Raw genomic sequence first — 25,113 nt, forward strand, 5'->3', positions numbered from 1 at the left:
GGCACAGGGACGTCAATACATAGTGTCTTAACGAAAGATTAACACCAGATATTGTGCCTTAAGACCGGAGGTCGCCGCTCGCCTGCATAGGTTCATACGATTCTCAGGGTAAGCTCAAGAACTCACTTGGCTTATGCGCGCTGTCCACAGGGGTGTCCCCGTTGCGCGAGTGGTAAACTCCGTTTGGTCAAGCTGCCAAAGAGTTTGGCCATTGCACCCCAGGAGATGTCTATCACCGCTATCCCCAGGGGGCGATTGCGCGCCAGGGTCTAAAATTCCGCCTGTTGCCCCAGGGGTACCCCGGGTTTCGGCTCCCGAATCGGGCCAAGCATGACGAGCAGGACGAGCGCGGAGAGGGTGCAGGCCCCCATGAGCAGCCATGCCTCGTTGACGGCAATCGTTACCGCCCCCTCCTGAATCGTGTCCATCACGCCGAGCAGGCCCATGGGGTCAGTCGGGTCGGGAAGCTCATCGGCGGTAATGCGCAGCAGGCGGGCGGCCGCCTCCGGATCCGCCGTCATCAGGTCCTTGATACGGTCGGCATGTTCCGCTGAACGGCTGAACAGGATGGTGTCGATGAGCGCGATGCCGATGATGCCGCCGAGCGCCCGGGACAGGTTATAAAGGCCGCTCGCATCGCTCACCTTCTCGGGCGGCAGGAAGCCCATGGAGAAGCGGGTGACCGGCACGATGCACAGGCCCAGCGCCACGCCTCGCACCACCTGTGCCCAGAACAACTCGTCATAGCCCGAGAGCCTTGTCTCGAAGCCACTCATGAACAGTCCTGCAGCAAACATGGCAAAACCGATCATGCTGAGCATGCGTGCCGGCAAGACACGGTCAAGCAGCACCGAGACCGGAGCCGATATGAGCTGTGCGAGCCCGGTGACCAGGACCACGAGGCCGATCTCCACAGGGCTCAAGTAGCGCACGAGCGAAAGGAAGACCGGCAGCAGGTAAACCGAGCCATAAAGCCCGATGCCGAGCACGAAGGACAGTGCGCAGCCATAGGCAAGATAGCGGTCCTTGAACAGGCTGAAATCCACTGCGGGACGGGGTCTTCTGATGGTGAGCACCATCAGCACGGCAAAACCCGCGAACAGCGACAGCGTCACCGGCGAGAACCAGCCGAGGTCGGGAGCCTCCTTCAGGCCAATCTCAAGGCAGGCCAGCGAAATGGCGATGAACACCACCGACAGCACGTCAAGATCACGCAGCAGCCGCAGTTGCATCTTCTCGGACGGCAGGCAAAGCAGGCCGAGCACGATGGTGATCACGCCCGGGATGGTATTGATCAGGAACAGCCACTGCCAGGACAGGTTTTCGGTGATGAGCCCACCGACGATCGGGCCGGTGGAGGGCGCGATCACCGCCACGACGCCCGCCAGCACGGTCGCCACGCCCTGTTCGGTACCTGGCTTGAACAACAGGAACACGGCTGCAAAGACCAACGGCATCAGCACGCCGGCCGCCATCCCCTGCAGCACGCGGAAGCCCACCAGCGTCGCAAATCCCGTGCTCATCGCACAGCCTATCGAGGCCAAAGTGAATATGACCACGGCAATGGCCAGCAACTTGCGCATCGAGAAGATGCGCATCAGAAGCCCGGTCAGCGGAATGGTGACGATCTCGGCGATGAGATAGGAGGTCTGCACCCAGCTCATCCGGTCGGCACCGATCTTCAGTGCCTTTTCGATCACGCCGAGCGAGGTGATGACGATCTGGATGTCCAGAACTGCCATGAACATGCCCGCGCACAACGCCGCGAAGCCCAGCCACTTGCGGGTTACACTCAACGAATCTGCGGCCCAGGCACTTTCCGACATCGCGGTCGCACTATGGACCAGCCGCCGGGCCGATCCAATGGTCGATACGCAGTTGTGAGACTTGTATTTGCCACACCGATTTCATTAAGTGTGCAACATGCGTGCGCTTCTGACATGCCTTTTGATTGCCTGTTTCGGTCCCGCCCAGGCCATGACCCGGGAAGGTCACGTCGACTGGATGGCGGAACTGGCCCCGGGCCATTTTCTACATGGATGCGGTGCCGCATGCGCTGATCCTGCTGCAGCCACTGGTCTGCTGCCGGGTGGACGGCCGGAACAGCACGGCGAACCCCAACGAGCAGATCCCGTTGGTTGGGCCGGATTGTCGCGCTTCCGCGGAAGCGCGGGAGGTCGAACACTGACGCTGCTATGAACTTGCCGCCATTTCGCTAAACTCCGCGCCGCGCACCTCAAGGAAACCGCTCAGTCGTGTTGGACTATATTCAGCCCTATCTGGACTATTTCACCGCCAATCCGGAGTGGGCGCTCGTCATCATTTTCCTGATCGCGCTGGGTGAGGCGCTTCTCATTATTGGGCTTTTCGTGCCTTCGACAGCTATTCTGGTGGGGGCGGGAGTCCTCGTGGGCACGGGGCATCTGCATTTCTGGCCGGTTATCATTGCCACCTGCCTGGGCTGCATTGTGGGCGACCAATTGTCCTACTGGGCAGGCCGGATGTTCGGCGAACGGCTCAAGACGCTGTGGCCCCTCAACCGCTATCCGCAGCTCGTTGCCAAGGGTGAGGATTTCGTACGCGTGCATGGCGGCAAGTCGATTGCCATTGGTCGGTTCGTGCCTGGTGTGAAGTCGGTGGTGCCGGGTATCGTTGGCATGTTCGGCATGAACCAGCTGTTCTTCGTCTTCGTCAACGTGACGTCGGGAATATTCTGGTCCTTCGCACATGTCGTGCCGGGCGTGCTGATCGGGCAGGGGCTGGCCTTTGCCGGAGAGCTGTCTGGCCGGCTCCTGGTCGTGTTGCTCGTGCTGCTCGTCATCCTGACAGTGGCGGGGTTTGTTATCCGGCTTGCGGCGGCAGGTGTCTCGCCGTTCCTCAATCACCTGCTTGGGCGCGTCTCGGACTGGGCACGAGCAAAGCGCGGCCGCTCTTGGCAGCGTTTCGCCAGAGCCGTGGCGCCGGACAATCCGCGCTCGGTAATGATCGTGCTGTTTGCCGCCATCATTTTCACCGGCCTCATCGCTCTGATCAACCTCGCGATCCGTGCGACATCGACCAGTGCGGTTTCGAACATCGACGTCTCCATCGCCACGCTCATGCGCGAGTCGCGCAATGCGCCGGCCGACGAGCTGATGACAGTGATCACCATGATGGGCGACACCATGGTGATGAGCGCACTGGCGCTGGCCATTCTCGGCTGGCTGGTCTGGCACCGGGCGTATCGTGCTGCATGGGCGGCGGGCATTGCCATCGTTGCCGCGAAGTTCTTCGAACTCGTCATGAAGCTCGGCATCCAGCGGGCGCGGCCAACCGAGCTTTCCTATTCAGGCGCCAGCATCTTCAGCTTCCCATCGGGGCACGCAACCATGGCTGCCGTGATCTTCGGCATTCTCGCAGTGCTTGTCAGCCATTCGATGGGCCGATGGGGCAGGGCGGTTGTTTATGCCATCTGCGCCATACTCGTCGTGGCCATTGCCTATTCGCGGGTTTATCTTGGTGCCCACTGGCTTTCGGATGTGCTGGCGGGGCTCACTTTCGGTGTCGTCATGATGGCGGCCTTCGGTGTTGCCATCGAGGCCATTCCGCCGCGCCGGATAAAGCCACTCGGCCTGTTCGCCACAGCGCTTACCGCGTTCCTGGCCGCCGGTGTTTTCCATGTTGCCTCTGGCTTCACGCGGGCAAGCGAAATGTATGCCATGCCGGAACCGCAGATTCTCGTTCCCGTCGCGCAATGGGTGGAGAAGGACTGGGAGAAGCTTCCCGCCCGCCGCATCGACCTTGCTGGCAAGCCCGAAGAGACCTTCATCGCGCAATTCGCAGGCAATCTCGATCAGCTCGCTGGCCAATTGGAGGCAAATGGCTGGACGGTCTCGCCGGTCTGGACATGGCGCCAGAGCCTTCCTTACCTCAATCCCAATGCGATGCTGACCGATCTGGCGCCGCGGCCCGCCCTGCATGAAGGCCTCAAGGCGAAGCTGACACTCATCCGCGCAGCGTCGGGTGAGAGCGACGCTCGCGAAGTCATCCGCATCTACAAGACTGGCCTCGCCACTGCCGAAGAGTCGACCTACAAGCCGATCTACCTTGTGAGCCTGACGCGCGAGGTGCGCACGCATGGCTTCGATCTTTATGCGATGCCCTCGCAGCGCCCGGCGTCAGATGCCGACGTCGCCGCTTTGCGTGAAGTACTTGCACGGGCTCAGGGCATCGCCATTCTGTCGGAGCATGAGCGCTCGGGTACGCGGCAGGACCTGATCACCGCCATCCCATGAGGTTTCGTCAGGCGGCGGGCAACGTCACGGCGAAGCGCAGGCCACCAAGGGGTGACGTGGTAAAGGTGGTGGCCAGGCCATAGGCGTCGGCGATGTCCTTGACGATGGCAAGGCCAATCCCGGTGCCCTCGGTGCCCTCGTCGAGACGCCGCCCTCGCTCCAGAATGGTTTCGCTGTGGATCGCAGGAATGCCAGGACCATCGTCGCTGATGGACAGCAACACCTCGGAGGTGACTTTCTCGATCCGAATTTCAATGGTTGAGCCGGCCCACTTACGCGCATTGTCGAGAACATTGGCGATGAGTTCGATGAAATCCTCGCGCTCCATCCGTACGGGCTGGTGCCTCGGCACCTCCACGCGAAACTCCAGTTCGCGACCGCGTGGCAGCTGCCGGATGGTGGCCACGACCTCATCAATCACCAAGCGGATGTCACGCACCGGTTCGCCGTGACCTGCCGCCATGCGCGCGCGCGCCAGCTCGCGATCGACATGCTTCTTGAGTTGAGTCGTCTGGCGTCCGATTTCACCTGCACTGGCACCCTGTCCGCTTTCACGCAAGTCCGGGAGCAACGTGTCGATCACGGTGAGTGGTGTCTTGAGGCTGTGGGCGAAATTGCCAGCCCGCGCGCGTGCGCGCTCCACCATCGCCTCACGCTGCGCGAGGAGCGCGTTCAGCTTGCTGACGACCGGGTCGAATTCAATGGGATAATCGCCAGTTACCCGCGTATCCTTGCCGTCGCGGATGTCACGCACCGAGGTGCGCAGGCTGTTGATGGGGCGCATCACCATGCCGAGTTGCACCGAACTGATCACCAGCATGGCGAGCGCCAGGACCAGTAGCGAGAGTGCCATGTTCATGGCGAAGTGCTTTGCGGGCTTGGTGATTTCACTCTCGTTGACGGCGATGAGCACCCGCAGTTGCTTGCGGTTTGGTGCTTCGCCCAGCATTACCAATCGGGCGTGGATCAGCACGGGCTCGCCGAAGGGTCCGGTAAAGGCTTGGGGTTCATCAATGTCGGTCCATGGTCCATTACCGGTGGACAGCGTCCCATCCCACAGCGAGCGAGAACGCAGCAGCATGCCGTTCTTTGCCTCTACCTGCCAATAGAGGCCGCTCAGCGGCGTCCGGAAGCGTGGGTCCGCCATGGGCTCGGTCTGGATCTCGCCATCAGGGTCGATGTTGAGGCCGCTCACCAGCTGCATCAACTGGTTATGAACCTCGGTGTTAATGCGCGCCTTGAAGTCCCGCTCGAAGAGGTAGTAGAGGAATGCCCCGGCAGCAATCAGGGCTGCAGCACTTACCGCCATGGACGTCAGCAGGAAGCGCTTCCTGAGGGACCAGCTCAAGTCTCTTCCGATCCCTTGAAGAAATAGCCAAACCCCCGTCGCGTGGCAATGTAGTCCTTGCCGACCTTGCGCCGGAGGCGGCCCACCAGAACCTCGATGGCGTTGGTGTCGCGCTCGTGGTGATGCGAATAGAGCGTCTCTGCCAGTACCGCTGCAGGGACCACTTTCCCGGCGTTCGATACGAGGTGATAAAGCAGGCGGTATTCCATCTGTGTCAGTTCCACCGGCACGCCCTTGATTGTGACCGTGGCGGACGCGGGATCGATTTCAAGACCGTCGCTAGATAGCTTGGCGGCAGTCATGCCGCTGCTGCGTCGGATCAGGCCGTGCACGCGGGCCAGCAGTTCTTCGGTCTGGAATGGCTTGGGCAAATAGTCGTCAGCACCCGCGTTGATGCCGTCGACGCGCTCGGCCCAGCTGCCGCGCGCGCTAAGAATGAGGATGGGTGTGGTGACGCCTTCGCTACGCAAGCGCTTCATCACCGTCATTCCGTCAATGCGCGGCAGGCCGAGGTCGAGGATGATTGCGGCATACTGGCCGGTGCCGGCGAGGTACCATGCGTCCTCTCCATCCTTTGCAAGGTCGACGGCGAGGCCCGATTTCCGCAGCGCGTCGGTGAGTCCTCGCGCCACGATAGCCTCGTCCTCAACCAGCAGTACCTGCATCAGCGTTCCCTGGCGCTCAGCACCTTGCGGGTCACGGCATCGATCCGAACATCGTAGATTGACCCGCTACGCTGGATGATCTTGACTCTGTAAACGTAGAGATCCTTCTTGCGGTAAAGTCGGACGTCGATGATCTCGCCGGGTACCGCCTTTCCGGCGATCGTTTCCACCTCGCCAATCGGCGCGATGCGGCCCTTCAGCTGGACGGCGAGAGCGCCATCTCGTTGTGAGTTCGGCTGGCCCTGTTGCTTGCCATCGCTCTTGGAACCTTGCGAACTGCTGCCGCTCCGCCCACTGCCCGAGTTGCTGGAACCGCTACCGTCACTGTCACCATCGTCGCCGCCGTCGTCACCGCCATCGTCGTTGCCGCTGTCGCCGCCTCCGTCGTCGCTGCCGCTGTCTCCGCCTCCGTCGTCGCTGCCGCTGTCATCGCTGCCAGTGCCGCGGCTGCCGCCGGAACCATCGCTGCCGCCAGAACCACCGCTGCCGCCGCCGTCATCGGCGCGAGCCTGCATGGCTTCAAGCCCGGTCAGCGGCAAGGCCGCTGCCAGGGAAGAAAGGATCAGGAGCAGGGCCCCGCGACGCCGGATTCGCGTCTTGCCCGAAGGTGTTGTCATTGGTCTATTTCTTAGATGTAGCTTCCTTTCATCCTGCTGACAAAATCAAACTGCTCCACCCCGAAAACAATGGGAAACGTTCAACCCTGCGTCGGTGTTTCGGTGGAAAATCCCTGGAGATCAGCAGTCTGCACTGGATTGCTGGTGCAACCTGCGATCTCTCCCGTCAAGCTCCTCCAAGATGGCAATTCGGCACTGGACGCGCGCCCTGCCTTCCGTCATATTCCGCCGCAATTTCAGGGGCTATTTGCCCATAGCGGACGAGTCGACATGTTATTCCTGAAGCAGCTCTTCACCTGGTGGAACGGCGAGACGCTGAACACGCGATTCTACACCTGGCGCAAGGGCAACTTCGTCGGCGCCGACCAGTTCGGCAACAAGTACTACCGTGCTAAGTCGGCACTGCCGGAATCAATCAAGGAGCGCCGCTGGGTGGTTTACAACGGCTATTCCGAGGCATCGTCCATCCCGCCCGGTTGGCACGGCTGGATGCACCATCGTATCGACGTGCCACCGACCCAGGAAGACTATGTCCCGTATGATTGGCAGAAGCCGTTCGTTGCCAATCAGACGGGCACGCCCAACGCCTACCGGCCCAAGGGTTCGATCCTGTCGGGCGCAAAGCCTGCGCCGAGCGTACCGGATTATTCAGCCTGGCGCCCGGAATAGGGCCGTCATATTTCGGCTGGGGTTCCCGGCTATTCCCGGCAAGCGACTGAATGGAGGGGCGGCGTGAAGAATTCAACGGTTGAAACCCTGATTGGCGCTGCGGTCATCATCATCGCAGCGGCGTTCTTTTTCTTCGCCTATCAGACATCCGGAAAAGGTCACGCTGCGGGCGCCTACCGCGTCAGCGCCGAGTTCGACAATGCCGAGGGTGTGAGCGTTGGCACAGATGTGCGTGTTGCTGGCGTCAAGATCGGCTCCGTCGTCGACTTCACGCTGAACCCGGAGAATTTCCAGGCGAATGTCGTTATGGAACTCGATCCCAAGGTGAAGTTCACCGACGACGCCACGGCCAAGGTGACGGCCGAAGGTCTTCTCGGCTCCAAGTTCATTGCCCTCGAGCAGGGCGGTTCCGATGCGTTGCTGGCCGATGGTGGCGTCATCTCCAACACCCAGGGTGCTGTCGACATCTGGTCGCTGATCAGCCAGGCGATGTTCGCCAACAAGGGGTCGGGCGATCAGGGATCCACTCCGTCGGACGGAAGCGATCAGGGCGCAGGCAACCAGGCCGCTCCGGAAGAGGGCGTGCCCTCCACCGACACCAAGACCCCGTAATGGCGCAAGCCCGGCCTGACTCGCGCCATCAGCATTGGTCCGCCGGATCATATGACACCCATGCGCGCTTCGTGTCCGACCTCGCCACCGGTGTGGTTGAGTGGTTGTCACCCAAGCCGGGCGAGCGCATTCTGGATGTCGGTTGTGGCGACGGCGTCCTCACAGCCGAACTCCGTGACATGGGCCTCGACGTGGTCGGTGTCGATTCCAGCGACGACTTCGTCACGGTCGCCCAGGCGCGCGGGCTTGATGCCCGTCTGATGGATGGGGAGGCACTGAGCTTCGGACCAGAATTCGATGCGGTTTTCTCCAACGCCGCCCTGCACTGGATGCCAAAGGCCGACGCCGTCGTGTCCGGCATAGCCCGCGCCTTGAAGCCCCGTGGCCGCTTCGTGGCCGAGTTTGGTGGTCATGGAAATGTCGCGGCCATCGTCACCGCCATGCGGGCAATCGGCGAAAGGCGTGGTGGCGATTTGGCGCTTGCCAATCCGTGGTATTTTCCAGCACCCCAGGTCTATCAGGCGCTGCTTGAGCGTCACGGCTTCAACGTGAAGCGCATCGCGCTCATTCCGCGCCCCGTGGTGCTGAAAACCGGTATCGAGGGCTGGCTCATGCTGTTCCGCAAGCCATTCTTCGCGCAGTTCGGCGATGGGGCGCAGCATGCACTGGCCGAAACCATCGACCTCTTGCGCCCTGCTCTTTGTGATGCAGATGGTAACTGGACGGCGGATTATGTGCGGCTGCGCGTAGAGGCGGTGGCGTCATGAACCGTTTGTTTCTCAGCCTGTTGCTCGTCACCTGCACCTTCGGGCCTGCAAAGGCAGAGCGCATCGCCAACCCGATCGCGCTGTTCGCGGGATTGGACAAGGTCACGGGCGTTACGACGTCCTTCGAAATTCCAATCGGTGAGCAGCGTCAGTTTGGCAACGTTATCGTCAAGCCCAATGTCTGCTTTACGAGGCCCGTCACCGAGGAGCCGATGACCACCAGCTTCGTGCAGATCGATCAGGTCGAAACCGACAACAGCCGGAAGCCCATCTTCTCCGGTTGGATGTTTGCCGAGAGCCCCGGCCTCAATGCGCTTGAGCACGCCACCTATGACGTGTGGCTGACGGGTTGCCGCGATCCGAATGCACCGCCGCCTGCTGTCGAAACAACGCCGACGCCTGACACCGCTGGCCAGCCCGAACAGCCCAAGGAAGGTCAGCCCGAGGACTGAGGCGTCGTCGCCCAGGTGAGAACTGCCTCAGGGTCGTCATCCTGTCGGAAGGCGGAAAATTCCGCATCGCGGCCCAGCAACGGCTCCATCACCTTGTGATAATCAGCGCGCGGCATGGCGACTGCGCCCAGCCGTTCAAGATGCGGGTTCACGAACTGCGCGTCCAGCAAGCCGAAACCACCTCGGTTGAGCCGTGCCACGAGGTGGACGAGCGCCACCTTCGAGGCATCCGTCGTGCGCGAGAACATGCTCTCTCCGAAGAAAACCGAGCCGATCCTCACCCCATAGAGTCCGCCCACAAGCGCACCATCGAGGCGGCACTCGATGCTGTGGCAGCACCCCATGCGGTGGAGTTGGGTGTAGAGGGCCTTGATGCGCGCATTTATCCACGTGGAGCGCCGGTCTGGTGTCTTCGCAGCGCAGGCTGTGATCACGGCTGAGAAATCACGATCGACGGACACCTCGAAGATCTTGCGGCGAACCGTCTTCCTCAGGGAGTGGGAAATTCTCAACCCATCGAGCGGTATAATGCCACGCTCTTCTGGTTCCACCCAGTACAGTGCGTTGTCCTCCGCACTCTCCGCCATTGGAAAGATTCCCGCCGCATAGGCGCGCAGCAGGATTTGTGGCGTGATTGAGCTCATCAGGCCTGGCGGGCGAGGTAGTGCTCCAGCCAGTGGATATCGTAGTGGCCGTCGATGATGTCCGGCTCCGCGAGCAGCTGCTGGAACAATGGAATGGTCGTCTCGATGCCTTCCACCACAAACTCGCTGAGCGCCCGCTTCAGCCGCATCATGCATTCTGTGCGGCTCTTGCCGGAAACGATCAGCTTGCCGATCAGGCTGTCGTAATAGGGCGGGATGCGATAGCCGGCGTAAAGCGCGGAATCGACGCGGACGCCGAGGCCACCCGGAAAGTGCACCGCGTCGACCCGGCCCGGCGATGGCGCGAAAGTCCTCGGATTCTCGGCATTGATGCGACACTCGATGGCGTGGCCGGAGAATGAAATGTCCGACTGCGTATAGGCAAGATCAGCGCCAGACGCGACGCGCAACTGCTCTTGCACAAGGTCTAGGCCAGTGATGGCCTCCGTCACCGGGTGCTCCACCTGCAGGCGGGTGTTCATTTCGATGAAATAGAATTCGCCGTTTTCGTAAAGGAACTCGATGGTGCCGACACCTTCGTAGCCGAGCTTCTCCATGGCGCGTGCCACACGGCCGCCGATCTCATCGCGCTGCGTCGCGTTGAGGGCAGGGGAATGCGCTTCTTCCCAGATCTTCTGATGGCGGCGTTGCAGTGAACAGTCGCGCTCGCCGAGGTGAATCGCGCGGCCCTTACCGTCGCCTAGAACCTGGATCTCGATGTGGCGAGGCTTCTCGAGATATTTCTCGATATAGACATCGCCATTGCCGAATGCGGCCTTGGCCTCCGACTGTGCGGTGCTCATCGCGAGTTCGAGGTCGGCTTCGGTGCGTGCCACCTTCATGCCACGCCCGCCGCCGCCTGCCGTGGCCTTGATGATCACCGGATAGCCGATGTCCTTCGCAACCTTCTTCGCCTCGGTGATGTCATTCACGCCGCCTTCCGAGCCCGGCACGACGGGAATGCCCAGTTCATGCGCGGTCAACTTCGCGGTGATCTTGTCGCCCATGATGCGGATGTGTTCCGCCGAGGGACCTATGAACTTCACCCCGTGCTCGGTCAGGATGTCGGCGAAGCGGGCATTCTCCGACAGGAAGCCATAGCCCGGGTGCACGGCATCCGCCCCCGTGATCTCGCAGGCAGCGACGATGGCGGGGATGTTGAGGTAACTGTCGCGCGCCGGCGGCGGGCCAATGCACACGCTTTCGTCGGCAAGCCGTACATGCATGGCGTCGGCATCTGCGGTGGAGTGGACGGCCACCGTCTGGATGCCAAGTTCGCGGCAGGCGCGCAGAACGCGAAGCGCAATTTCACCCCGGTTGGCGATGAGGACCTTGTCGAACATCGGCCTCTACTCGATCGCCACGAGGGGTTCGCCGTATTCGACCGGATGGCCGTTGTCGACGTAGATCGCGGTGACTTTGCCGGCGCGTGGTGCGTGGATCTGGTTCATCGTCTTCATCGCCTCGATGATGAGCAGCGTCTGGCCCTCCTTCACGCTTGCACCAACCTCAATGAAGTTCGCTGCACCCGGCGAGGGTGCCATGTAGACGGTGCCAACCATCGGCGACTTCACCGTGCCGGGATGATCGGCGCTGGCTTTGGGTGCCGCGGTAGCGGGCGCTTCATGTGCCGGAGCGGCCGGAGCGTGCATGACGGGCGCGGAGGCCACGGTGGCAACCGCCGTCACTTGCTTCGCCACGCGGAACTTGGTGCCCTTGCGGTCCAGTTCGATCTCGCTCAGGCCCGTATCGTTGAGGATCTCGGCGAGGCTTGTGATCAGCGCGAGATCGGGATCGGTAAGTGAGGACTTGGCCGACGTCTTTTTCGTGGGGGGCATTGGTCAACCCTTCTTGTTGGCTGAGATGAGGGAGTGGAGCGCGGTGAGCGCCAGCACGTAGCTGTCGCTGCCAAATCCGCAGATGACGCCACTGACCGCAGGGGCAAGCAGGCTGGTGTGCCGGAAAGCCTCGCGCTTGTGGACGTTGGACAGGTGGAGTTCGACAGACGGCAGATCGACGGCCTTCAGCGCATCATGCAGTGCCACCGACGTGTGGGTGTAGGCGCCGGCATTGATGGCAATACCGGAGGCCTTCTCGCGGGCTTCGTGTATCCAGCTGACCAGTTCGCCTTCGTGGTTGCTCTGACGGAACTCGATGGCGAGCCCCAGCGTGGCCACGTGGGCGCGGCAAAGCGCCTCCACGTCCTTGAGCGTCGCCGAACCGTAGATAGCCGGTTCACGAAGGCCCAGCAGGTTCAGGTTCGGGCCATTGAGCACATAGACAGGTTTCATCGGTCCCCGCGATTCCCCACGCCGTTCCGCCGAATATAGGCGCTCGCCGCGACGGTTGGAAGCGGTCTGCGCCATCGGCTCAGCAGAGCTTGCAGCCGCCGTCCTTGCGGATCTGGTCGATCATCTGGGCCAGGCCATCGGCCGGCAGGTAGCCAGGCGAGACCTTGTCGTCGACGATGAAGCCGGGCGTGCCGTTGATGTTCAGCGCCTGGGCCAGGGCGTGGTTGTCGGCCAGTTCCTTGGCAACCGACGGGTCCTTCATGTCGGCCTTGAGCTTGGTGACATCGATCCCCTGCTTGGCGGCGATTTCGTCGACCGCCTCCTTGGTGATCTTGCCCTCATGCTCAAACATGGCCTTGTGCAGTTCCCAGTACTTGTCCTGCTTCTTGGCGGCGATGGCAGCCATAGCGGCATAATCGGAGTCGCCGCCAAAAATCGGGAATTCCTTGAGCACGAAGCGCAGGTTCTTGTCGTTGTCGAGGAGAGTCATCACCTCGGGAAAGCCCTTCTTGCACCAGCCGCAGTTGTAGTCGAAGAACTCGACCATGGTGACGTCACCCTTCGGGTTGCCGGCAACGTAGTCGGCGGGCGAACGGAATATCTGGTCGGCGTTGGATTGCAGAACTGCGCTGCGCTGCGCGGATTCCTGTTCCTGCTGCTTGGCCTCGAGCGCCTTGGAAACATCGAGCAGCACTTCGGGATTCTCGATGAGGTACTGGCGGACGATCTCGCCGATCTCCTTCTTCTGGGAGTCGTTGAAGCTGCCATCGGCGAAGGCCACGGGAGTCAGGGCCAGCAGGGCGACCGCGGCTGCGGCAAGGCGGAACAGGAAATTCATTGAGTGTCGTCCTCTTGGTTCGGGTGTCTATTTGCCGCAAAGCGGCGTCTTAGTCCATCTCAGTCACGCCCGGCGAAGCTCATCACGTCGCTGGCGCGTGTCCATTCCGGGGTTCCTGTCTTGAAGGCCGCCTGGGCCGCCTGGGCCTTTTCCATGGCAAGCTTGCGGTCGCCCATGATCAGGGCCGCCTCGGCGGTTGCGAGCTCGGCGCGTGGAATGTCACCCGTCTGGGCATAGGCGCGGGCCAGCAGGCGGTAGGTCTCCGCAGTGTCGCCCTCGGTGCGCTGCGCCTGGCGCAAGAGCTTGATCGCCTCCTTGGCATTGGCGGGCTGCTCGGTGTCGATATAGGCCTGCGCCGCAAGGATCTGGATGAGGCCGTTGCTGGGCAGCAGTTCAAGCGCCTTCTTCACCGGTACGGCGGCTTCAGCCGCGCGGCCGTTTTCAAGGAGAGCCTGCGCTTTCAGTTCCCAGAAATAGGGGTTCTCTGGCAGATCCTTCGTCAACCCGTCGATGATCGGCAGTGCGTTCCTGATGTCACCGCGCCGGAACATGGCAATGGCCCGGGCATAGCGCGCCGGCATCGACTGGTCGGAGGATGGATATTTCTGCATCACCGCCTGTGGCCCGTCAATGTAGCCCGTCAGCTTTGCCTGCACCAGTTGGTGGCGCAGGATCAGCGCCGGCGGATCCTTGGCGTTCCAATAGGGCGACTTCTTGGCTTCGTCCTCGAGGTTGCGAATTCGCTCCATCGGCATGGGATGCGACATGACATAGGGGTCGACATTGGCAAGCACCGCGATGTTCTCGCTCGCCAGTTTCTCGAACAGCGTGATCATGCCCCTGGCTGACTGGTGTGTGTCGGTCAGGAAGGTCAGTGCCGCCTGGTCGGCGGAGGATTCCATGCCGCGCGCATAGGTGAGGAAGTTGCGTTGCGCCAGGCCCTGGCTACCGATCATCAGGCCCTGTCCCGCCTGCGCCACTTCCGCATTGCCTGCAGCAACGCCACCGGCGATGGCCGCCAGGCCGAGCAGCATGCCGATGATGGTGGTGTAGTTGGCCGAGTCGATTTCCACACCCATGCGGGCCAGGTGGCCGCCTGCGATGTGCCCGGTTTCATGGGCCAGCACACCGATCACCTCGTTGGGTGTCTTCGCCTGCTGGATCAGTCCGGTATTGATGAAGATGCGCTGTCCACCGGCCACAAAGGCGTTGATGTGGCGGTCTTTGAGTACATAGACCCTCACCGCCTTGGGATTGAGCCCAGCCGCCTTGAAGATGGGCTTGGTATAGAGCCTCAGCAGACCCTCGATTTCGGCATCGCGGATAATAGGAAGCGCCGGCCCGCGCTTCTGAGCCGCTTCGGCCTCGCTGATGGCCACGCTCATGACGGCAACCAGCACCGCCATCAGGCGGGCCGTCGCACGATAAAGAATGGCCCTTGCACGCATTGGATATCTGCCTCTCGGACCGTCAATCGGTGGAGAATGAGGCGAGTTTGAGGCTCAGCAAGGCGGCGTCAGCCGGCACGTGGTCGGCTGACGAATTTGTAATCAGCGCTTGCTCCACCAGCCGGACTTGCGCTCCACAGCGGCGGGCGTCACGGTTGGTGCCGGGGGCTGCCAGCGGCGCGCAGGCTCTTCCGGGGCAACTGCCATGGCTGCGGGCTGCGGGGCATAGACTGGGGCGGGTGCCGGAGCACGGGTCTCCACCGATGCCGGAGCAGGGGTCTCCACCGGCGCCGGAGCGGCCTCCGGTGCTTCCGCTGCGGGTTCTGCGGCGATCTCGGAGCGCTCCTCGCGGCGGCCGCGGTCTTCGCCCCGCGGGCGATCGCCACGGTCGCGGCTGCGGCCCCAGCGGTCGCGGCGTCCACGACCGCGACGCGGACGCTCTCCGTCCTCGGAACCTTCAGCAGCCTCACCCGCTGAAGCGGCTTCGGACGCGTCATCGTTCAACTCGGTCGGCTGTTCGTCGCCATTCTCGTCGGCTTCGAAATCGGGTTGGTCGCCAGTTCCCGGGATGTCGTTGCCCTGGGCATCCTGGGTCGGCTGGTCGTCGCGTCCGCGTCCACCGCGGCGGCCACGGCGGCGGCGGCGGCGGCGTCCGCCTTCGCGGTCTCCGCCATTGCCGTTCTGCAGATCCTCGGCCGAGGCCTCGCTGGTCTCGTCCGGACCGTTCTCATCCTCGGCCTCGACCTCGGACTCGTTCACCTCGACATCGATCTCCTCGTCCTCTTCCTCGAAGGCCGAGTCCATGCGAACCGGGGCAGCCATCACCTTGCGCGGCGGGATGTTGCGTTCCGGAGCGCGCTCGATCAGCGCCTGCGAGCCCTTGAACTCGTCGCTCGGCGTGATGAACACCGAGATGCCATAGGTGGTCTCGATGGTGAGCAGGTTGTCGCGCTTCTCATTGAGAATGTAGAAGGCGATCTCGCGCGTGCACTTGACGGTGAGGTTTTCGGGCTTGCGGGCAATGAGGTGCTCCTCGATGGCGCGCAACACCGACAAGCCGCAGGACGAGATCGAGCGGACGACGCCACGGCCTTCGCAATGCGGGCAAGTGCGCGATGAGCCTTCGAGAAGGCCGGGCCGCAGACGCTGGCGCGACATTTCGAGAAGGCCGAAGTGGCTGATGTGCCCGACCTGGATGCGTGCCCGGTCGTTCTTCAACGCATCCTTCAGGCGGCGCTCGACGTTCCGGTTATTGCGCTTCTCCTCCATGTCGATGAAGTCGATCACGACAAGGCCAGCCAGGTCGCGCAGGCGCAGCTGACGGGCAATTTCATCGGAGGCTTCGAGGTTGGTCTTGTAGGCTGTGTCCTCGATGTTGTGCTCGCGCGTTGCCTTGCCCGAGTTGATGTCGACCGCCACCAGCGCTTCCGTCTGGTTGATCACCATGTAGCCGCCCGACGGCAGCGTGACGGTGGGCGAGTAGAGCGCATCGAGCTGGCTCTCCGCCTGGTAGCGCGAGAACAGCGGGCGTGAATCCTTGTAGGGCTTCACGTTCTTGGCGTGGCTGGGCATCAGCATTTTCATGAAGTCTTTGACTTCACGATAGGCCTCGTCGCCCTCGACGATCACCTCGTCGACGTCCTTGGTGTAAAGATCGCGGATGGCGCGCTTCACCAGGCTGCCTTCCTCGTAGACGAGTGCGGGGGCCTGGCTCTTCAGAGTCAGGTCGCGCACGCTCTCCCACAGTCGGAGCAGGTAGTCATAGTCGCGCTTGATTTCGGTCTTGGTGCGCTGTGCGCCGGCAGTGCGGACGATGAGGCCCATGCCCTGCGGCACTTCGATTTCCTTCACCATGTCCTTCAGGCGGCGACGGTCGCCCGAGTCGGTGATCTTGCGGGAGATGCCGCCACCGCGTGCGGTGTTGGGCATCAGCACGCAATAGCGGCCGGCCAGCGAGAGGTATGTGGTGAGGGCGGCACCCTTGTTGCCGCGCTCTTCCTTGACGACTTGCACAAGGATCACCTGGCGGCGCTTGATCACTTCCTGGATCTTGTACTGCTTGCGCTGCACCTTGCGGCGGCGCTGCGGCACTTCCTCGAGAGCGTCTTCAGCACCGATCGACTCGACGCGAACCGCTTCCGGATCCTCGCCGACTTCCTCGATGCCGTTGCCGAGTTCGCCCGGCATGCCGTGCTGGACGTGCGGGGCAGGGGCCGCAGCCTCCATCTCGGCGTCAGTCGGTTCGTCGGAGTTCGGTTCGGCGAGGCGGGCTTCGATGTTTTCTTCGGGTTCAGACGGCTCGGAACCTTCCGCCACCGGTTCGGAAACCGACGGATCGTCATGGTTCGTCGACATCGGTTCGGCGCGCGGCGGCGTGTCGTCGCCATCCTCATCCGTCTCGTCGTGATATTCGACGGCCTCGCCTTCGATCACCTCGGACTGCGACATGTCGAGGACATGCGAATCCGGGCTCTCGTCTTCATTTGTTTCCGGGCCGTGGTCCTCTGCGTAGGAGTCGTCGCCCGAGGCTTCGGCGTCCTCGGCATATTCGGGCTCGGAGATTTCCTCCACGCCGCCTTCGGTGTTTTCTTCGCCACGCGGGCCACGGCGTCCGCCACGGCCACGATCACGGTCGCGACCACGGCTGCGGCGGCGGCCATTGCCTTCGCCCTCGTCGTCCTCGTCCTCGGCTTCCCGAGCGTGCTCTTCCTCTTCCGCCTGCAGCAAAGCCATGCGGTCGGCGAGCGGAATCTGGTAGTAGTCCGGGTGAATTTCCGAGAAGGCGAGGAAGCCATGGCGGTTACCGCCATATTCAATGAAGGCCGCCTGGAGTGACGGCTCTACGCGCGTCACCTTGGCGAGGTAGATATTGCCCTTCAGTTGCCGGCGAGCGGCGCTTTCAAAGTCGAATTCCTCGATGCGATTTCCCTTGAGAACCACAACGCGGGTCTCTTCGGGGTGGCTGGCATCGATGAGCATCTTGCTGCCCATGAGTCACGTCCTCTGCGCCAGCCCGGCAAACGTGCCGATAGGTTCTCCGCTCCGGTGAAGAGACGCCTGTTGGAGATGCGGGTGCTGCAGCGCGAATGGGGCATGTGGGTCCAGCCAGCGGACGGAGGCAAACAAGCAACGGGATCCGGTCTTGACCGGTCCTCGTTCAGCGCGCTCGTCGTGGCGTGGGACATGCCCAGGATTTCCTTATGTTCCGATTCAGCGGAACGGTTCAAATGGCGGACCCTTCGAAGGATCACGCTCTTCGACCGCGTCGAGCGGGGGTGGCAGGAACTGCCTCCGGACCCACGCTTCTCGCGAAATTCTCCACCTGAGGTCGATTCTGCCGCGGATTCGCGGCCCTGACGCCTAGGAGACAGAAACCTTCTATGAGGCGGGTCGTCAAATTGCAAGCATTCGTCTCATGGGCACCCGGCAACCATTGATTAACCTTGGAGGGCCTAGCCTCTGGCTCCCAGTCCACAAACCGCAGTACCGCCGACTCGAATGAAGCGAGAAACAGCCAGTCCCAGCCGCTGGGCCGCAGCCCGTCTGCTGCCAGGGCTTCTGCTTGCCGCGCTGTTCATGCTCGCCGGTTTCCGGTTGCCTGCCGCCGACGCCGCAGATCTGCCGGTGGCCACCGCAGCCCGCCTCGCCGGTGATGACACCCGCACGCGCTTCGTGGCCGATCTTACGGTGCCAGTCGGATATACCGTGTACATCATGGCGAACCCCTACCGGGTCATGATCGACCTGCCGCAGGTCGCCTTTTCCCTGCCGGAGGGGTCAGGTGACGACGCCCGGGGCCTGGTCACACAATATCGTTATGGCCCGGTGGATGATGCCCATTCCCGCATCGTGCTCGAGACTGATGGACCGGTGTTGATCGACAAGGCCTTCCTGCTGAAGCCGAAGGACGGTCAACCGGCCCGTATCGTCGTCGATGTGGTCAAGACTACCAAGCAGGCCTTCGATGCCCAGCTCGCAGCGGATCAGGACACCGAAACGGCAGACGCCGCGCCGCAGGACGCGCCGCCCGCCGAGGCAGCGTCGGCTGGTCCTCGCGAACGCAAGCTGGTGGTCATTGACCCAGGACACGGGGGCATCGATCCCGGTGCCATCGGCGTTAAAAAGACGAAGGAAAAGGATGTCGTCCTCGCTTTTGGGCTGAAGCTCAAGCGAATCCTTGAAGCAACCGGCACCATCGACGTGGTGATGACTCGCTCGGACGACACGTTCCTCACGCTGCGCGACCGCGTGAAGGTGGCGCGCGACAAGGAGGCGGACTTGTTTATCGCCATCCACGCCGACACGGTGCGGGGAGGCGATGCACGCGGCGCCACAATCTATACGCTTTCGGAGAAGGCTTCGGACGCCGAGGCCGAAGCACTCGCCCACAAGGAGAACCGTGCTGACATCATCGCGGGCGTTGACCTCGAGGCCGAGAACAAGGAAGTTACCGACATCCTGATCGACCTCGTCCAGCGGGAGTCGAAAACCCACTCACTCGTCTTTGCCAAGAAGGCTGTGTCCGAGATGGCGCCTGTTACCGCCTTCACCGGCAAGCCGATGCGTTCGGCGGGCTTCATGGTGCTGAAGGCAGCAGACGTTCCTTCGGTCCTCATCGAGCTCGGTTTTTTGTCGAGCAAGCACGACGAGAGCCAGCTGACCTCACCCGAATGGCAGCAGAAGGTGGCGGGTGCCATGGCCCGCGCCGTTGAGAAGTATTTCGCGACACAGCTCGCATCCAAGGCGCCCTGATCCTCGGGTCATTTATACAACCCAGACCTGATGAAACTTCCGTTATCGACGGTTCTCTTTCGAACTGATCACAATCAGGTCTTCCGCCGGTGGTTTTTCGCACAGCCGTCACGATTGCAGTTTTCTATCGTTGTTCGCTGAGGTTGCGCTTTGTAGCGGTCTTATCGGTTTCGACGAGGGCAATTCATGACAAGCTGGATCGTTAGGGCTCTTCTGCTCGGCGCTGCGCTGATGGTGCCGGTTATCGCGTTGAACTTCACTCCGAAGGCGGAAGCAGCACAGCCGTGCATCGATGTGGCCTTGGTGCTGGCGGTCGATTCCTCGGCCAGCGTATCGCCGGGCGAGTACCTGCTTCAGCAGCAGGGGATCGTCGCCGCTTTCCGCAATGACAGCGTTCTGAACGCCATGGCCATGGCGGGTCGCGTTGCGGTGTCCGTAGTGTTCTGGGGCTCGGAAGGCCAAGCCAAACCGCAGTCCGCCTGGGTGATGATTGACGGCAAGCAGGCTGCCGAGCAATTCGCCCGCATCGTGGAATCCATGCCACGCCAGGTTACTGGAGATACTGGCCTCGCTTCAGGACTCATGACGTCAGTGGCAAAACTCCAGTCCCTCGACAGCTGCACTGTCCGCAGGATCATCAATGTCTCTGGCGATGGCGAGGAAACACGTGCGGTGCGTGGCACGCGCCGCGTTTCGTTCCCGAAGCAGGTCAGGGACCTTGCAGAAGCATTGAAGGTTGAGATCAACGCGCTCGCTATCTCCAACAAGCCGAGCCTTGCTCAGTACTAAACTTACAATGTCATCACCGGCCCTGATGCCTTTGTCATGGAAGTCCACAACTATGCTGGCTTCGGCGACGCATTGCGGCGCAAGCTGATCCGCGAGATCAGCCCGCGGGTCGTCTCATCGCTTGCCATCGCGCCTTCGATCCCCACACCCTGAGTTGATTTCGGACTTACTAGTCCCAGCTGCATCTTCCTGGCGACTAAGTAGTAACACCCATGTTTCTGGCGTGGACATTACAGTAGATTAAGTTACGATAAATATCGGCCTGTTTCGCAGGCTTTTGCTGGTCATGGTACTGCTGTGCACCCTGTGCGCGAACCTTTCCCAACAGATCGCCTTCCGAAAGCTGCAAACAAATTTTTCCGGAGTGCAAATGAAACTCATCATCAGGCTTCTGGCGCTGGCAATCTCCGCCATGGCCATCACCTACACCGTCAATGCGGCGCCGGCGCCGTCCGGGTCTTCCAAAACCTCGATCGAGCTCTGCAAGTCCAACCAGCCCGAGGGTTACGAGTTTGCCCTTTGCGCCGCCTCCACCTGCACGCCCACCGGCAAGCGCATCGCAGTCAACACGCCGCGTGGCGGCAAGCGCTGGTTTCGTGAGTCCGTCTGCACCTGCCCCGTTCTGAACACCAATGACACGGGTCCCGCCATCGCCAACGTGACGGGCGGAAACATGCAGGGCAGCTGCGCCCGACCGAACGTGGCGACTGTCTGGTCGCTCTATTCACTGGTTTCTCCCTTCCCGCAGGAAACGGCTGGCTGGCAGAGTGTCACCGCCTATCCTCACACCTGCTCGGCGAGCCTCAACCAGGGCCGTGAATACGCCAACTGCTTCAGCTTCAAGTGCGACAACATCCGCACCCAGGCCGTTGATGGCGGTGGAACCATCAAGGTCGCCGACTGCCACTGCCCGCTGGGTGAGGACGTGTTCTCGGCACTCCCGGCCGCTCCGGCGACGAGCTTCTTCACCGACGCCGGTGGCGCTGCCTCCGATGGCACCGAGGCCACCGCCGAGGCTCAGCAAGCTGCCTGTTACGACCACCCCGTCGGCGGCTTCTGACCAACATTCGTCGACCACCCAGATTTTGCCCGTGGGACATTCGTCCCGCGGGCATTTTCGTCAGAAGGTCCCTTGCCCTGCCACCCCGAGGCCACAATCGCCCCCTAGCGAATTAATTGTAAATGGTCCCTCCGGCTGTGTTATCCGGCGGACCTCAGCAGGCAGGTGTCGTTTCAGAGAATGCTTCGTTTCCTCGGGTGGCTTTTTGCGGTTGGTTTCATGCTCTTCGTCGCCGGTGCGGCGGGCGTGGGCTTTGTGATCTGGACCGCCTCGAAGGACCTGCCCGACTACACCCAGCTCGCCAATTATGCTCCCCCGGTGATGACGCGCATCTATGCCGCCGACGGCTCGATGCTGGCCGAGTATGCCGAGGAGCGTCGCCTCTTCGTGCCGGTCAGCCAGATGCCGAAGCTGCTGATCGACGCCTTCACCTCGGCCGAGGACAAGACCTTCTTCACGCATGGCGGGTTGGACTGGCAGGGCATCGCCGCCGCCGCCTACCGCTATGCCCAGGTGAAGATGACCGGCAAGGGTCAGATCGTTGGTGCCTCCACTATCACTCAGCAGGTAGCCAAGAACTTCCTTCTCAGCAACGAGCGATCGATCGACCGCAAGCTGAAGGAGGCGATCCTCGTCCGCCGTATCGAGCAGACCTTCACCAAGGACCAGATCCTCGAGCTCTATCTGAACGAGATCTTCCTTGGCATGAACTCCTATGGCGTGGCCGCCGCCTCGCTCAACTACTTCGGCAAGTCGCTCGACCAGCTGTCGCTCGAAGAGATGGCCTATCTCGCGGCGCTGCCCAAGGGCCCCAACAACTACCATCCGTTCCGCCAGAAGGAGCGCGCCATCGAGCGTCGCAACTGGGTGCTGCTGCAAATGCAGGAGAACGGCTTTATCACCGAGGAGCAGATGAAGGCGGCGCAGGCCAAGCCGCTGGAGGTGACGCCGCGTCCCTTCGGCGCTCAACTTTTCGCCGCTGAAAGCTTCGCCGAGGAAGTACGCCGCGAGCTGATTGGGCTCTATGGCAAGGACAAGATGGAGAAGGGCGGCCTGTCGGTCAGGACGACGCTCGATCCCAAGCTGCAGCTCTATGCCCGCCAGTCGCTGGCGCGTGGTCTCATCGCCTTCGACCGCAAGCGTGGCTTCCGCGGCCCGCTCGCCGTGGCCGAACTCGGCGCCGTCCCGGACTGGGCCTTGCTGATGAAGGGCAAGAAGGTGCCTGACGATATGGCGCCCTGGCGCATCGCCGTGGTGCTTGACGCCAATGACGAGGAAGCGACGATCGGCCTGCAGCCCAAGACCCAGCCGGACGGCACGCTGGCGACCGAGCGCGAGACCGGCAAGGTGCCGCTGGCGCTTCTCAGCTGGGCGAGGCCCTATGTCGACGGCACCTCGCTGGGGCCGCAGGTCAAGAAGGCTTCGGACGTCCTGAAGCCTGGTGACATCGTCTATGTCGCGCCCAACAAGGACACCGGCCAGTATCACCTGATGCAGATGCCGGAGGTTGATGGCGCGATGATCGCCATGGACCCACATACCGGCCGCGTGCTCGCCCTCGTCGGCGGCTTCTCCTATGGCCGCAGCCAGTTCAACCGCGCCGTTCAGGCGCTGCGCCAGCCCGGTTCGTCATTCAAGCCGATCGTCTATGCGGCGGCGCTGGACAATGGTTATTCGCCAGCCTCGGTGATCATGGACGCGCCCGTCGAGTTCAAGATGCCGGACGGCTCGATGTGGAAGCCCAAGAACTACCAGAACAAGTTCTTCGGCCCCTCGACGTTGCGCCGTGGCATCGAGCAGTCGCGTAACGTGATGACGGTGCGTCTCGCCAACGAGCTCGGCATGGCCAAGATCATCGACCTCGCGACCAGGCTTGGCATCTACGACAAGCTGCCCGCCCAGCTCGCCATGGCACTGGGTGCGGGCGAGACCACGCTGATGAAGATGGTCACCGCCTATGCCATGATTGACAACAGCGGCAAGCGCGTCGAGCCGACGCTCATCGACCGTATTCAGGACCGCTACGGCAAGACCATCTACAAGCATGACAAGCGCGACTGCGCCAACTGCATGGCTGCGGGCTGGAACCCGGAACTGCCGGAGCCAGAGCTGGTCGACGTCAGCGAGCAGGTGATGAACCCCTACACCGCCTACCAGATCACCTCGATGATGGAAGGTGTCGTGCAGCGCGGCACCGGCAAGAAGGTGCTGGCGGTGGGCAAGCCCGTGGCGGGCAAGACCGGCACCTCGAACGAGGAGCGCGATGCCTGGTTCATCGGCTTCACGCCGGACATGGTCGTCGGAACCTACGTCGGCTTCGACAACCCAAAGCCCATGGGCAAAGGGCGCACCGGTGGCGAGCTCGTGGCACCCATCGTTGCCGACTTCATGAAGCTGGCGCTCAAGGACGAGCCCGCCAAGCCCTTCCGGGTGCCGCGTGCCATCGAGCTCATCCCCATCGACGCCAAGAGCGGCAAGCGCGCCATCTTTGGCCATGACGGCGTCATCCTCGAGGCCTTCAAGCCGGGTGATGAGCCGCCTGATTCGACCAAGATTATCGGCGAGGGCGCCATTGCAGCTGCCGGGACCACGGCCGGAGGCGGGGTCATGCTGGTGCCGCCGTCGCAGGGCGTTGCCCCGGCTCCCGACCAGCCCGCCGCCAGTGGCGGGTTGACGGGGCAGGGCGGCGGCCTCTATTGAGCCCACTCAATGTCACTCTCATTCTGAGCAGGAATCATGCGCGCTGAAGTCTCGTCGGTCGTCGACGAAATGAAGCAGTCCATCGGACTGCTGAGGAGGCATCTTTGACTGGGACAATTCCCTCCGCCGCCTCGCTGAACTGAATGCCAAGTCCGAAGACCCGTCGATCTGGAACGATCCCCAGAAGGCGCAGAAGCTCATGCGCGAGCGCCAGGACCTCGACAAGCGCATCACCATGATCCGCGACCTCGAGCAGTTGATCGCCGACAATGCTGAGCTGATCGAAATGGGCGAGAGCGAAGGCGATCAGTCGATCGTCACCGACGCCGAAAAGGCGCTGCTCGCGCTGAAGCCCAAGGTGGCCGAGACCGAGATCGAGACGCTTCTTTCGGGCGAAGCCGATCCCCTGGATGCCTTTGTCCAGATCAACGCCGGCGCAGGCGGCACCGAGAGCCAGGACTGGGCCTCGATGCTGATGCGCATGTACATGCGCTATGCCAACAAATACGGCTACAAGGCCGAGGTGCTGGACGAACACGTGGGCGAAGAGGCGGGCATCAAGTCCTGCACGCTCCAGATCAAGGGCCACAACGCCTACGGCAAGCTCAAGACCGAGTCGGGTGTGCACCGCCTGGTGCGCATCTCGCCCTATGACTCGAATGCGCGCCGCCACACGTCCTTCTCTTCCGTATGGGTCTATCCGGTGGTCGATGACAACATCGACATCGTGGTGGTGGAGTCCGACTTGAAGATCGACACCTACCGCGCGTCGGGTGCTGGCGGCCAGCACGTCAACACCACCGATTCCGCCGTGCGTATCACCCACATGCCCACCGGCATCATCGTCGCCTGCCAGGCGGAGCGCTCGCAGCACAAGAACCGCGCCACCGCCATGAAGATGCTGAAGGCGCGCCTTTACGAAATGGAACTGCAGAAGCAGCAAGAAAAGATCGACGCTGCCAACGCCAAGAAGACTGAGATCGGCTGGGGCCACCAGATCCGCTCCTATGTGTTGCAGCCATACCAGCTGGTGAAGGACCTGCGCACCGGCCACACCTCGACCGCCCCGGGCGATGTGCTCGATGGCGAAGTTGAGGAGTTCATCCAGGCCTCGCTCGCCCACAAGGTGAAGGGCGGCGGTGATCAGGTGATCGAGGATATTGAATAGCCCGCGCAACTGAGGCACT

At 62.2% G+C, this 25,113-nt stretch carries 20 protein-coding genes and 1 pseudogene; 10 read left to right on the forward strand and 11 right to left on the reverse strand.

Annotated features, from left to right (window positions below; translation table 11 throughout):
* Positions 1–269: 269 nt before the first annotated feature.
* The gene (locus WCJ41_RS06005) at positions 270–1,826 is read right to left on the reverse strand and encodes a DHA2 family efflux MFS transporter permease subunit (protein ID WP_336904933.1); all 1,557 of its coding nucleotides are present in this window, start codon (positions 1,824–1,826) and stop codon (positions 270–272) included.
* 429 nt (positions 1,827–2,255) lie between these two features.
* Between WCJ41_RS06005 and WCJ41_RS06010 the strand changes: the two genes are divergently transcribed.
* A complete protein-coding gene (locus WCJ41_RS06010; RefSeq protein ID WP_336904934.1) occupies positions 2,256–4,274 on the forward strand; it encodes a phosphatase PAP2 family protein in 2,019 nt (672 codons plus the stop codon).
* 7 nt (positions 4,275–4,281) lie between these two features.
* Here the strand turns inward: WCJ41_RS06010 and WCJ41_RS06015 are convergent, their stop codons facing one another.
* From WCJ41_RS06015 to WCJ41_RS06025, 3 genes are read right to left on the reverse strand one after another with little or no spacing between them, the layout of a single operon-like run.
* The gene (locus WCJ41_RS06015) at positions 4,282–5,622 is read right to left on the reverse strand and encodes a HAMP domain-containing sensor histidine kinase (protein WP_336904935.1); all 1,341 of its coding nucleotides are present in this window, start codon (positions 5,620–5,622) and stop codon (positions 4,282–4,284) included.
* Positions 5,619–6,287: a response regulator transcription factor gene (locus tag WCJ41_RS06020; RefSeq protein ID WP_336904936.1), complete on the reverse strand. Its 669-nt coding sequence runs from the start codon at positions 6,285–6,287 to the stop codon at positions 5,619–5,621. The genes WCJ41_RS06015 and WCJ41_RS06020 overlap by 4 nt, the downstream gene beginning before the upstream one ends.
* Positions 6,287–6,904 (reverse strand): PepSY domain-containing protein, encoded by a 618-nt coding sequence (locus WCJ41_RS06025; RefSeq protein WP_336904937.1) that lies wholly within the window; start codon positions 6,902–6,904, stop codon positions 6,287–6,289. Before WCJ41_RS06025 ends, WCJ41_RS06020 begins: the two co-directional genes overlap by 1 nt.
* Positions 6,905–7,174: 270 nt before the next feature.
* Between WCJ41_RS06025 and WCJ41_RS06030 the strand changes: the two genes are divergently transcribed.
* From WCJ41_RS06030 to WCJ41_RS06045, 4 genes are all read left to right on the forward strand, one after another.
* Complete coding sequence (locus WCJ41_RS06030) at positions 7,175–7,573, forward strand: NADH:ubiquinone oxidoreductase subunit NDUFA12 (RefSeq protein WP_336904938.1); 399 nt, start codon at positions 7,175–7,177, stop codon at positions 7,571–7,573.
* A 63-nt stretch (positions 7,574–7,636) separates the two neighbouring features.
* The gene (gene mlaD, locus WCJ41_RS06035; protein ID WP_336904939.1) at positions 7,637–8,185 is read left to right on the forward strand and encodes an outer membrane lipid asymmetry maintenance protein MlaD; all 549 of its coding nucleotides are present in this window, start codon (positions 7,637–7,639) and stop codon (positions 8,183–8,185) included.
* Complete coding sequence (locus tag WCJ41_RS06040; protein ID WP_336904940.1) at positions 8,185–8,952, forward strand: class I SAM-dependent methyltransferase; 768 nt, start codon at positions 8,185–8,187, stop codon at positions 8,950–8,952. Before mlaD ends, WCJ41_RS06040 begins: the two co-directional genes overlap by 1 nt.
* Entirely contained in the window at positions 8,949–9,404 is a 456-nt protein-coding gene (locus WCJ41_RS06045; protein WP_336904941.1) for a DUF2155 domain-containing protein, read from the forward strand. Before WCJ41_RS06040 ends, WCJ41_RS06045 begins: the two co-directional genes overlap by 4 nt.
* Here WCJ41_RS06045 and aat read toward each other — a convergent pair.
* The 7 genes from aat to WCJ41_RS06080 form a co-directional block, all read right to left on the reverse strand.
* A complete protein-coding gene (aat, locus tag WCJ41_RS06050) occupies positions 9,389–10,048 on the reverse strand; it encodes a leucyl/phenylalanyl-tRNA--protein transferase (protein ID WP_336904942.1) in 660 nt (219 codons plus the stop codon). The two genes, WCJ41_RS06045 and aat, sit on opposite strands and share 16 nt — an antisense overlap.
* On the reverse strand, positions 10,048–11,391 hold the full coding sequence (accC, locus tag WCJ41_RS06055; RefSeq protein ID WP_336904943.1) for an acetyl-CoA carboxylase biotin carboxylase subunit: 1,344 nt from the start codon (positions 11,389–11,391) through the stop codon (positions 10,048–10,050). Before accC ends, aat begins: the two co-directional genes overlap by 1 nt.
* 6 nt (positions 11,392–11,397) lie before the next feature.
* The gene (accB, locus tag WCJ41_RS06060; RefSeq protein WP_336904944.1) at positions 11,398–11,886 is read right to left on the reverse strand and encodes an acetyl-CoA carboxylase biotin carboxyl carrier protein; all 489 of its coding nucleotides are present in this window, start codon (positions 11,884–11,886) and stop codon (positions 11,398–11,400) included.
* Between the two features lie 3 nt (positions 11,887–11,889).
* A complete protein-coding gene (gene aroQ / locus WCJ41_RS06065; protein ID WP_336904945.1) occupies positions 11,890–12,339 on the reverse strand; it encodes a type II 3-dehydroquinate dehydratase in 450 nt (149 codons plus the stop codon).
* Between the two features lie 79 nt (positions 12,340–12,418).
* Positions 12,419–13,177 carry a DsbA family protein gene (locus WCJ41_RS06070; protein WP_336904946.1) on the reverse strand — a complete coding sequence of 253 codons (759 nt, stop codon included), beginning with the start codon at positions 13,175–13,177 and terminating at the stop codon, positions 12,419–12,421.
* Positions 13,178–13,236: 59 nt separating this feature from the next.
* Positions 13,237–14,625 carry a M48 family metalloprotease gene (locus WCJ41_RS06075; RefSeq protein ID WP_336904947.1) on the reverse strand — a complete coding sequence of 463 codons (1,389 nt, stop codon included), beginning with the start codon at positions 14,623–14,625 and terminating at the stop codon, positions 13,237–13,239.
* Between the two features lie 102 nt (positions 14,626–14,727).
* Positions 14,728–17,616: an Rne/Rng family ribonuclease gene (locus WCJ41_RS06080; protein ID WP_336904948.1), complete on the reverse strand. Its 2,889-nt coding sequence runs from the start codon at positions 17,614–17,616 to the stop codon at positions 14,728–14,730.
* Between the two features lie 507 nt (positions 17,617–18,123).
* Here WCJ41_RS06080 and WCJ41_RS06085 point away from each other — a divergent pair.
* The 5 genes and pseudogenes from WCJ41_RS06085 (at position 18,124) to prfB (ending at position 25,094) form a co-directional block, all read left to right on the forward strand.
* Positions 18,124–19,377, forward strand: a complete 1,254-nt coding sequence (locus tag WCJ41_RS06085) for an N-acetylmuramoyl-L-alanine amidase (RefSeq protein ID WP_336904949.1) — start codon at positions 18,124–18,126, stop codon at positions 19,375–19,377.
* Between the two features lie 231 nt (positions 19,378–19,608).
* Positions 19,609–20,319, forward strand: a pseudogene (locus WCJ41_RS06090) (DUF1194 domain-containing protein).
* Positions 20,320–20,536: 217 nt separating this feature from the next.
* Positions 20,537–21,226, forward strand: a complete 690-nt coding sequence (locus WCJ41_RS06095) for a hypothetical protein (protein ID WP_336904950.1) — start codon at positions 20,537–20,539, stop codon at positions 21,224–21,226.
* 219 nt (positions 21,227–21,445) lie between these two features.
* Positions 21,446–23,926 carry a penicillin-binding protein 1A gene (locus WCJ41_RS06100; RefSeq protein WP_336904951.1) on the forward strand — a complete coding sequence of 827 codons (2,481 nt, stop codon included), beginning with the start codon at positions 21,446–21,448 and terminating at the stop codon, positions 23,924–23,926.
* 36 nt (positions 23,927–23,962) lie between these two features.
* A protein-coding gene (gene prfB / locus WCJ41_RS06105) for a peptide chain release factor 2 (protein WP_336904952.1) occupies positions 23,963–25,094 on the forward strand; the annotation gives its coding sequence in 2 pieces (ribosomal slippage) (positions 23,963–24,031 and positions 24,033–25,094; 1,131 coding nt in all).
* The last annotated feature ends 19 nt before the right edge of the window (positions 25,095–25,113 follow it).

Origin of the sequence: Aestuariivirga sp. (assembly GCF_037139295.1) — a bacterium.
In the GTDB taxonomy this organism is placed as follows: domain Bacteria; phylum Pseudomonadota; class Alphaproteobacteria; order Rhizobiales; family Aestuariivirgaceae; genus Aestuariivirga.

Excerpts from the sequence above, each read along its gene's own strand:
- WCJ41_RS06005 (WP_336904933.1), bottom strand. The coding sequence starts at position 1,826 with ATGTCGGAAAGTGCCTGGGCCGCAGATTCGTTGAGTGTAACCCGCAAG.
- WCJ41_RS06020 (WP_336904936.1), bottom strand. The coding sequence starts at position 6,287 with ATGCAGGTACTGCTGGTTGAGGACGAGGCTATCGTGGCGCGAGGACTC.
- WCJ41_RS06025 (WP_336904937.1), bottom strand. The coding sequence starts at position 6,904 with ATGACAACACCTTCGGGCAAGACGCGAATCCGGCGTCGCGGGGCCCTG.
- WCJ41_RS06030 (WP_336904938.1), top strand. The coding sequence starts at position 7,175 with ATGTTATTCCTGAAGCAGCTCTTCACCTGGTGGAACGGCGAGACGCTG.
- WCJ41_RS06040 (WP_336904940.1), top strand. The coding sequence starts at position 8,185 with ATGGCGCAAGCCCGGCCTGACTCGCGCCATCAGCATTGGTCCGCCGGA.
- WCJ41_RS06045 (WP_336904941.1), top strand. The coding sequence starts at position 8,949 with ATGAACCGTTTGTTTCTCAGCCTGTTGCTCGTCACCTGCACCTTCGGG.
- aat (WP_336904942.1), bottom strand. The coding sequence starts at position 10,048 with ATGAGCTCAATCACGCCACAAATCCTGCTGCGCGCCTATGCGGCGGGA.
- accC (WP_336904943.1), bottom strand. The coding sequence starts at position 11,391 with ATGTTCGACAAGGTCCTCATCGCCAACCGGGGTGAAATTGCGCTTCGC.
- accB (WP_336904944.1), bottom strand. The coding sequence starts at position 11,886 with ATGCCCCCCACGAAAAAGACGTCGGCCAAGTCCTCACTTACCGATCCC.
- aroQ (WP_336904945.1), bottom strand. The coding sequence starts at position 12,339 with ATGAAACCTGTCTATGTGCTCAATGGCCCGAACCTGAACCTGCTGGGC.
- WCJ41_RS06070 (WP_336904946.1), bottom strand. The coding sequence starts at position 13,177 with ATGAATTTCCTGTTCCGCCTTGCCGCAGCCGCGGTCGCCCTGCTGGCC.
- WCJ41_RS06075 (WP_336904947.1), bottom strand. The coding sequence starts at position 14,625 with ATGCGTGCAAGGGCCATTCTTTATCGTGCGACGGCCCGCCTGATGGCG.
- WCJ41_RS06080 (WP_336904948.1), bottom strand. The coding sequence starts at position 17,616 with ATGGGCAGCAAGATGCTCATCGATGCCAGCCACCCCGAAGAGACCCGC.
- WCJ41_RS06085 (WP_336904949.1), top strand. The coding sequence starts at position 18,124 with ATGAAGCGAGAAACAGCCAGTCCCAGCCGCTGGGCCGCAGCCCGTCTG.
- WCJ41_RS06095 (WP_336904950.1), top strand. The coding sequence starts at position 20,537 with ATGAAACTCATCATCAGGCTTCTGGCGCTGGCAATCTCCGCCATGGCC.
- WCJ41_RS06100 (WP_336904951.1), top strand. The coding sequence starts at position 21,446 with ATGCTCTTCGTCGCCGGTGCGGCGGGCGTGGGCTTTGTGATCTGGACC.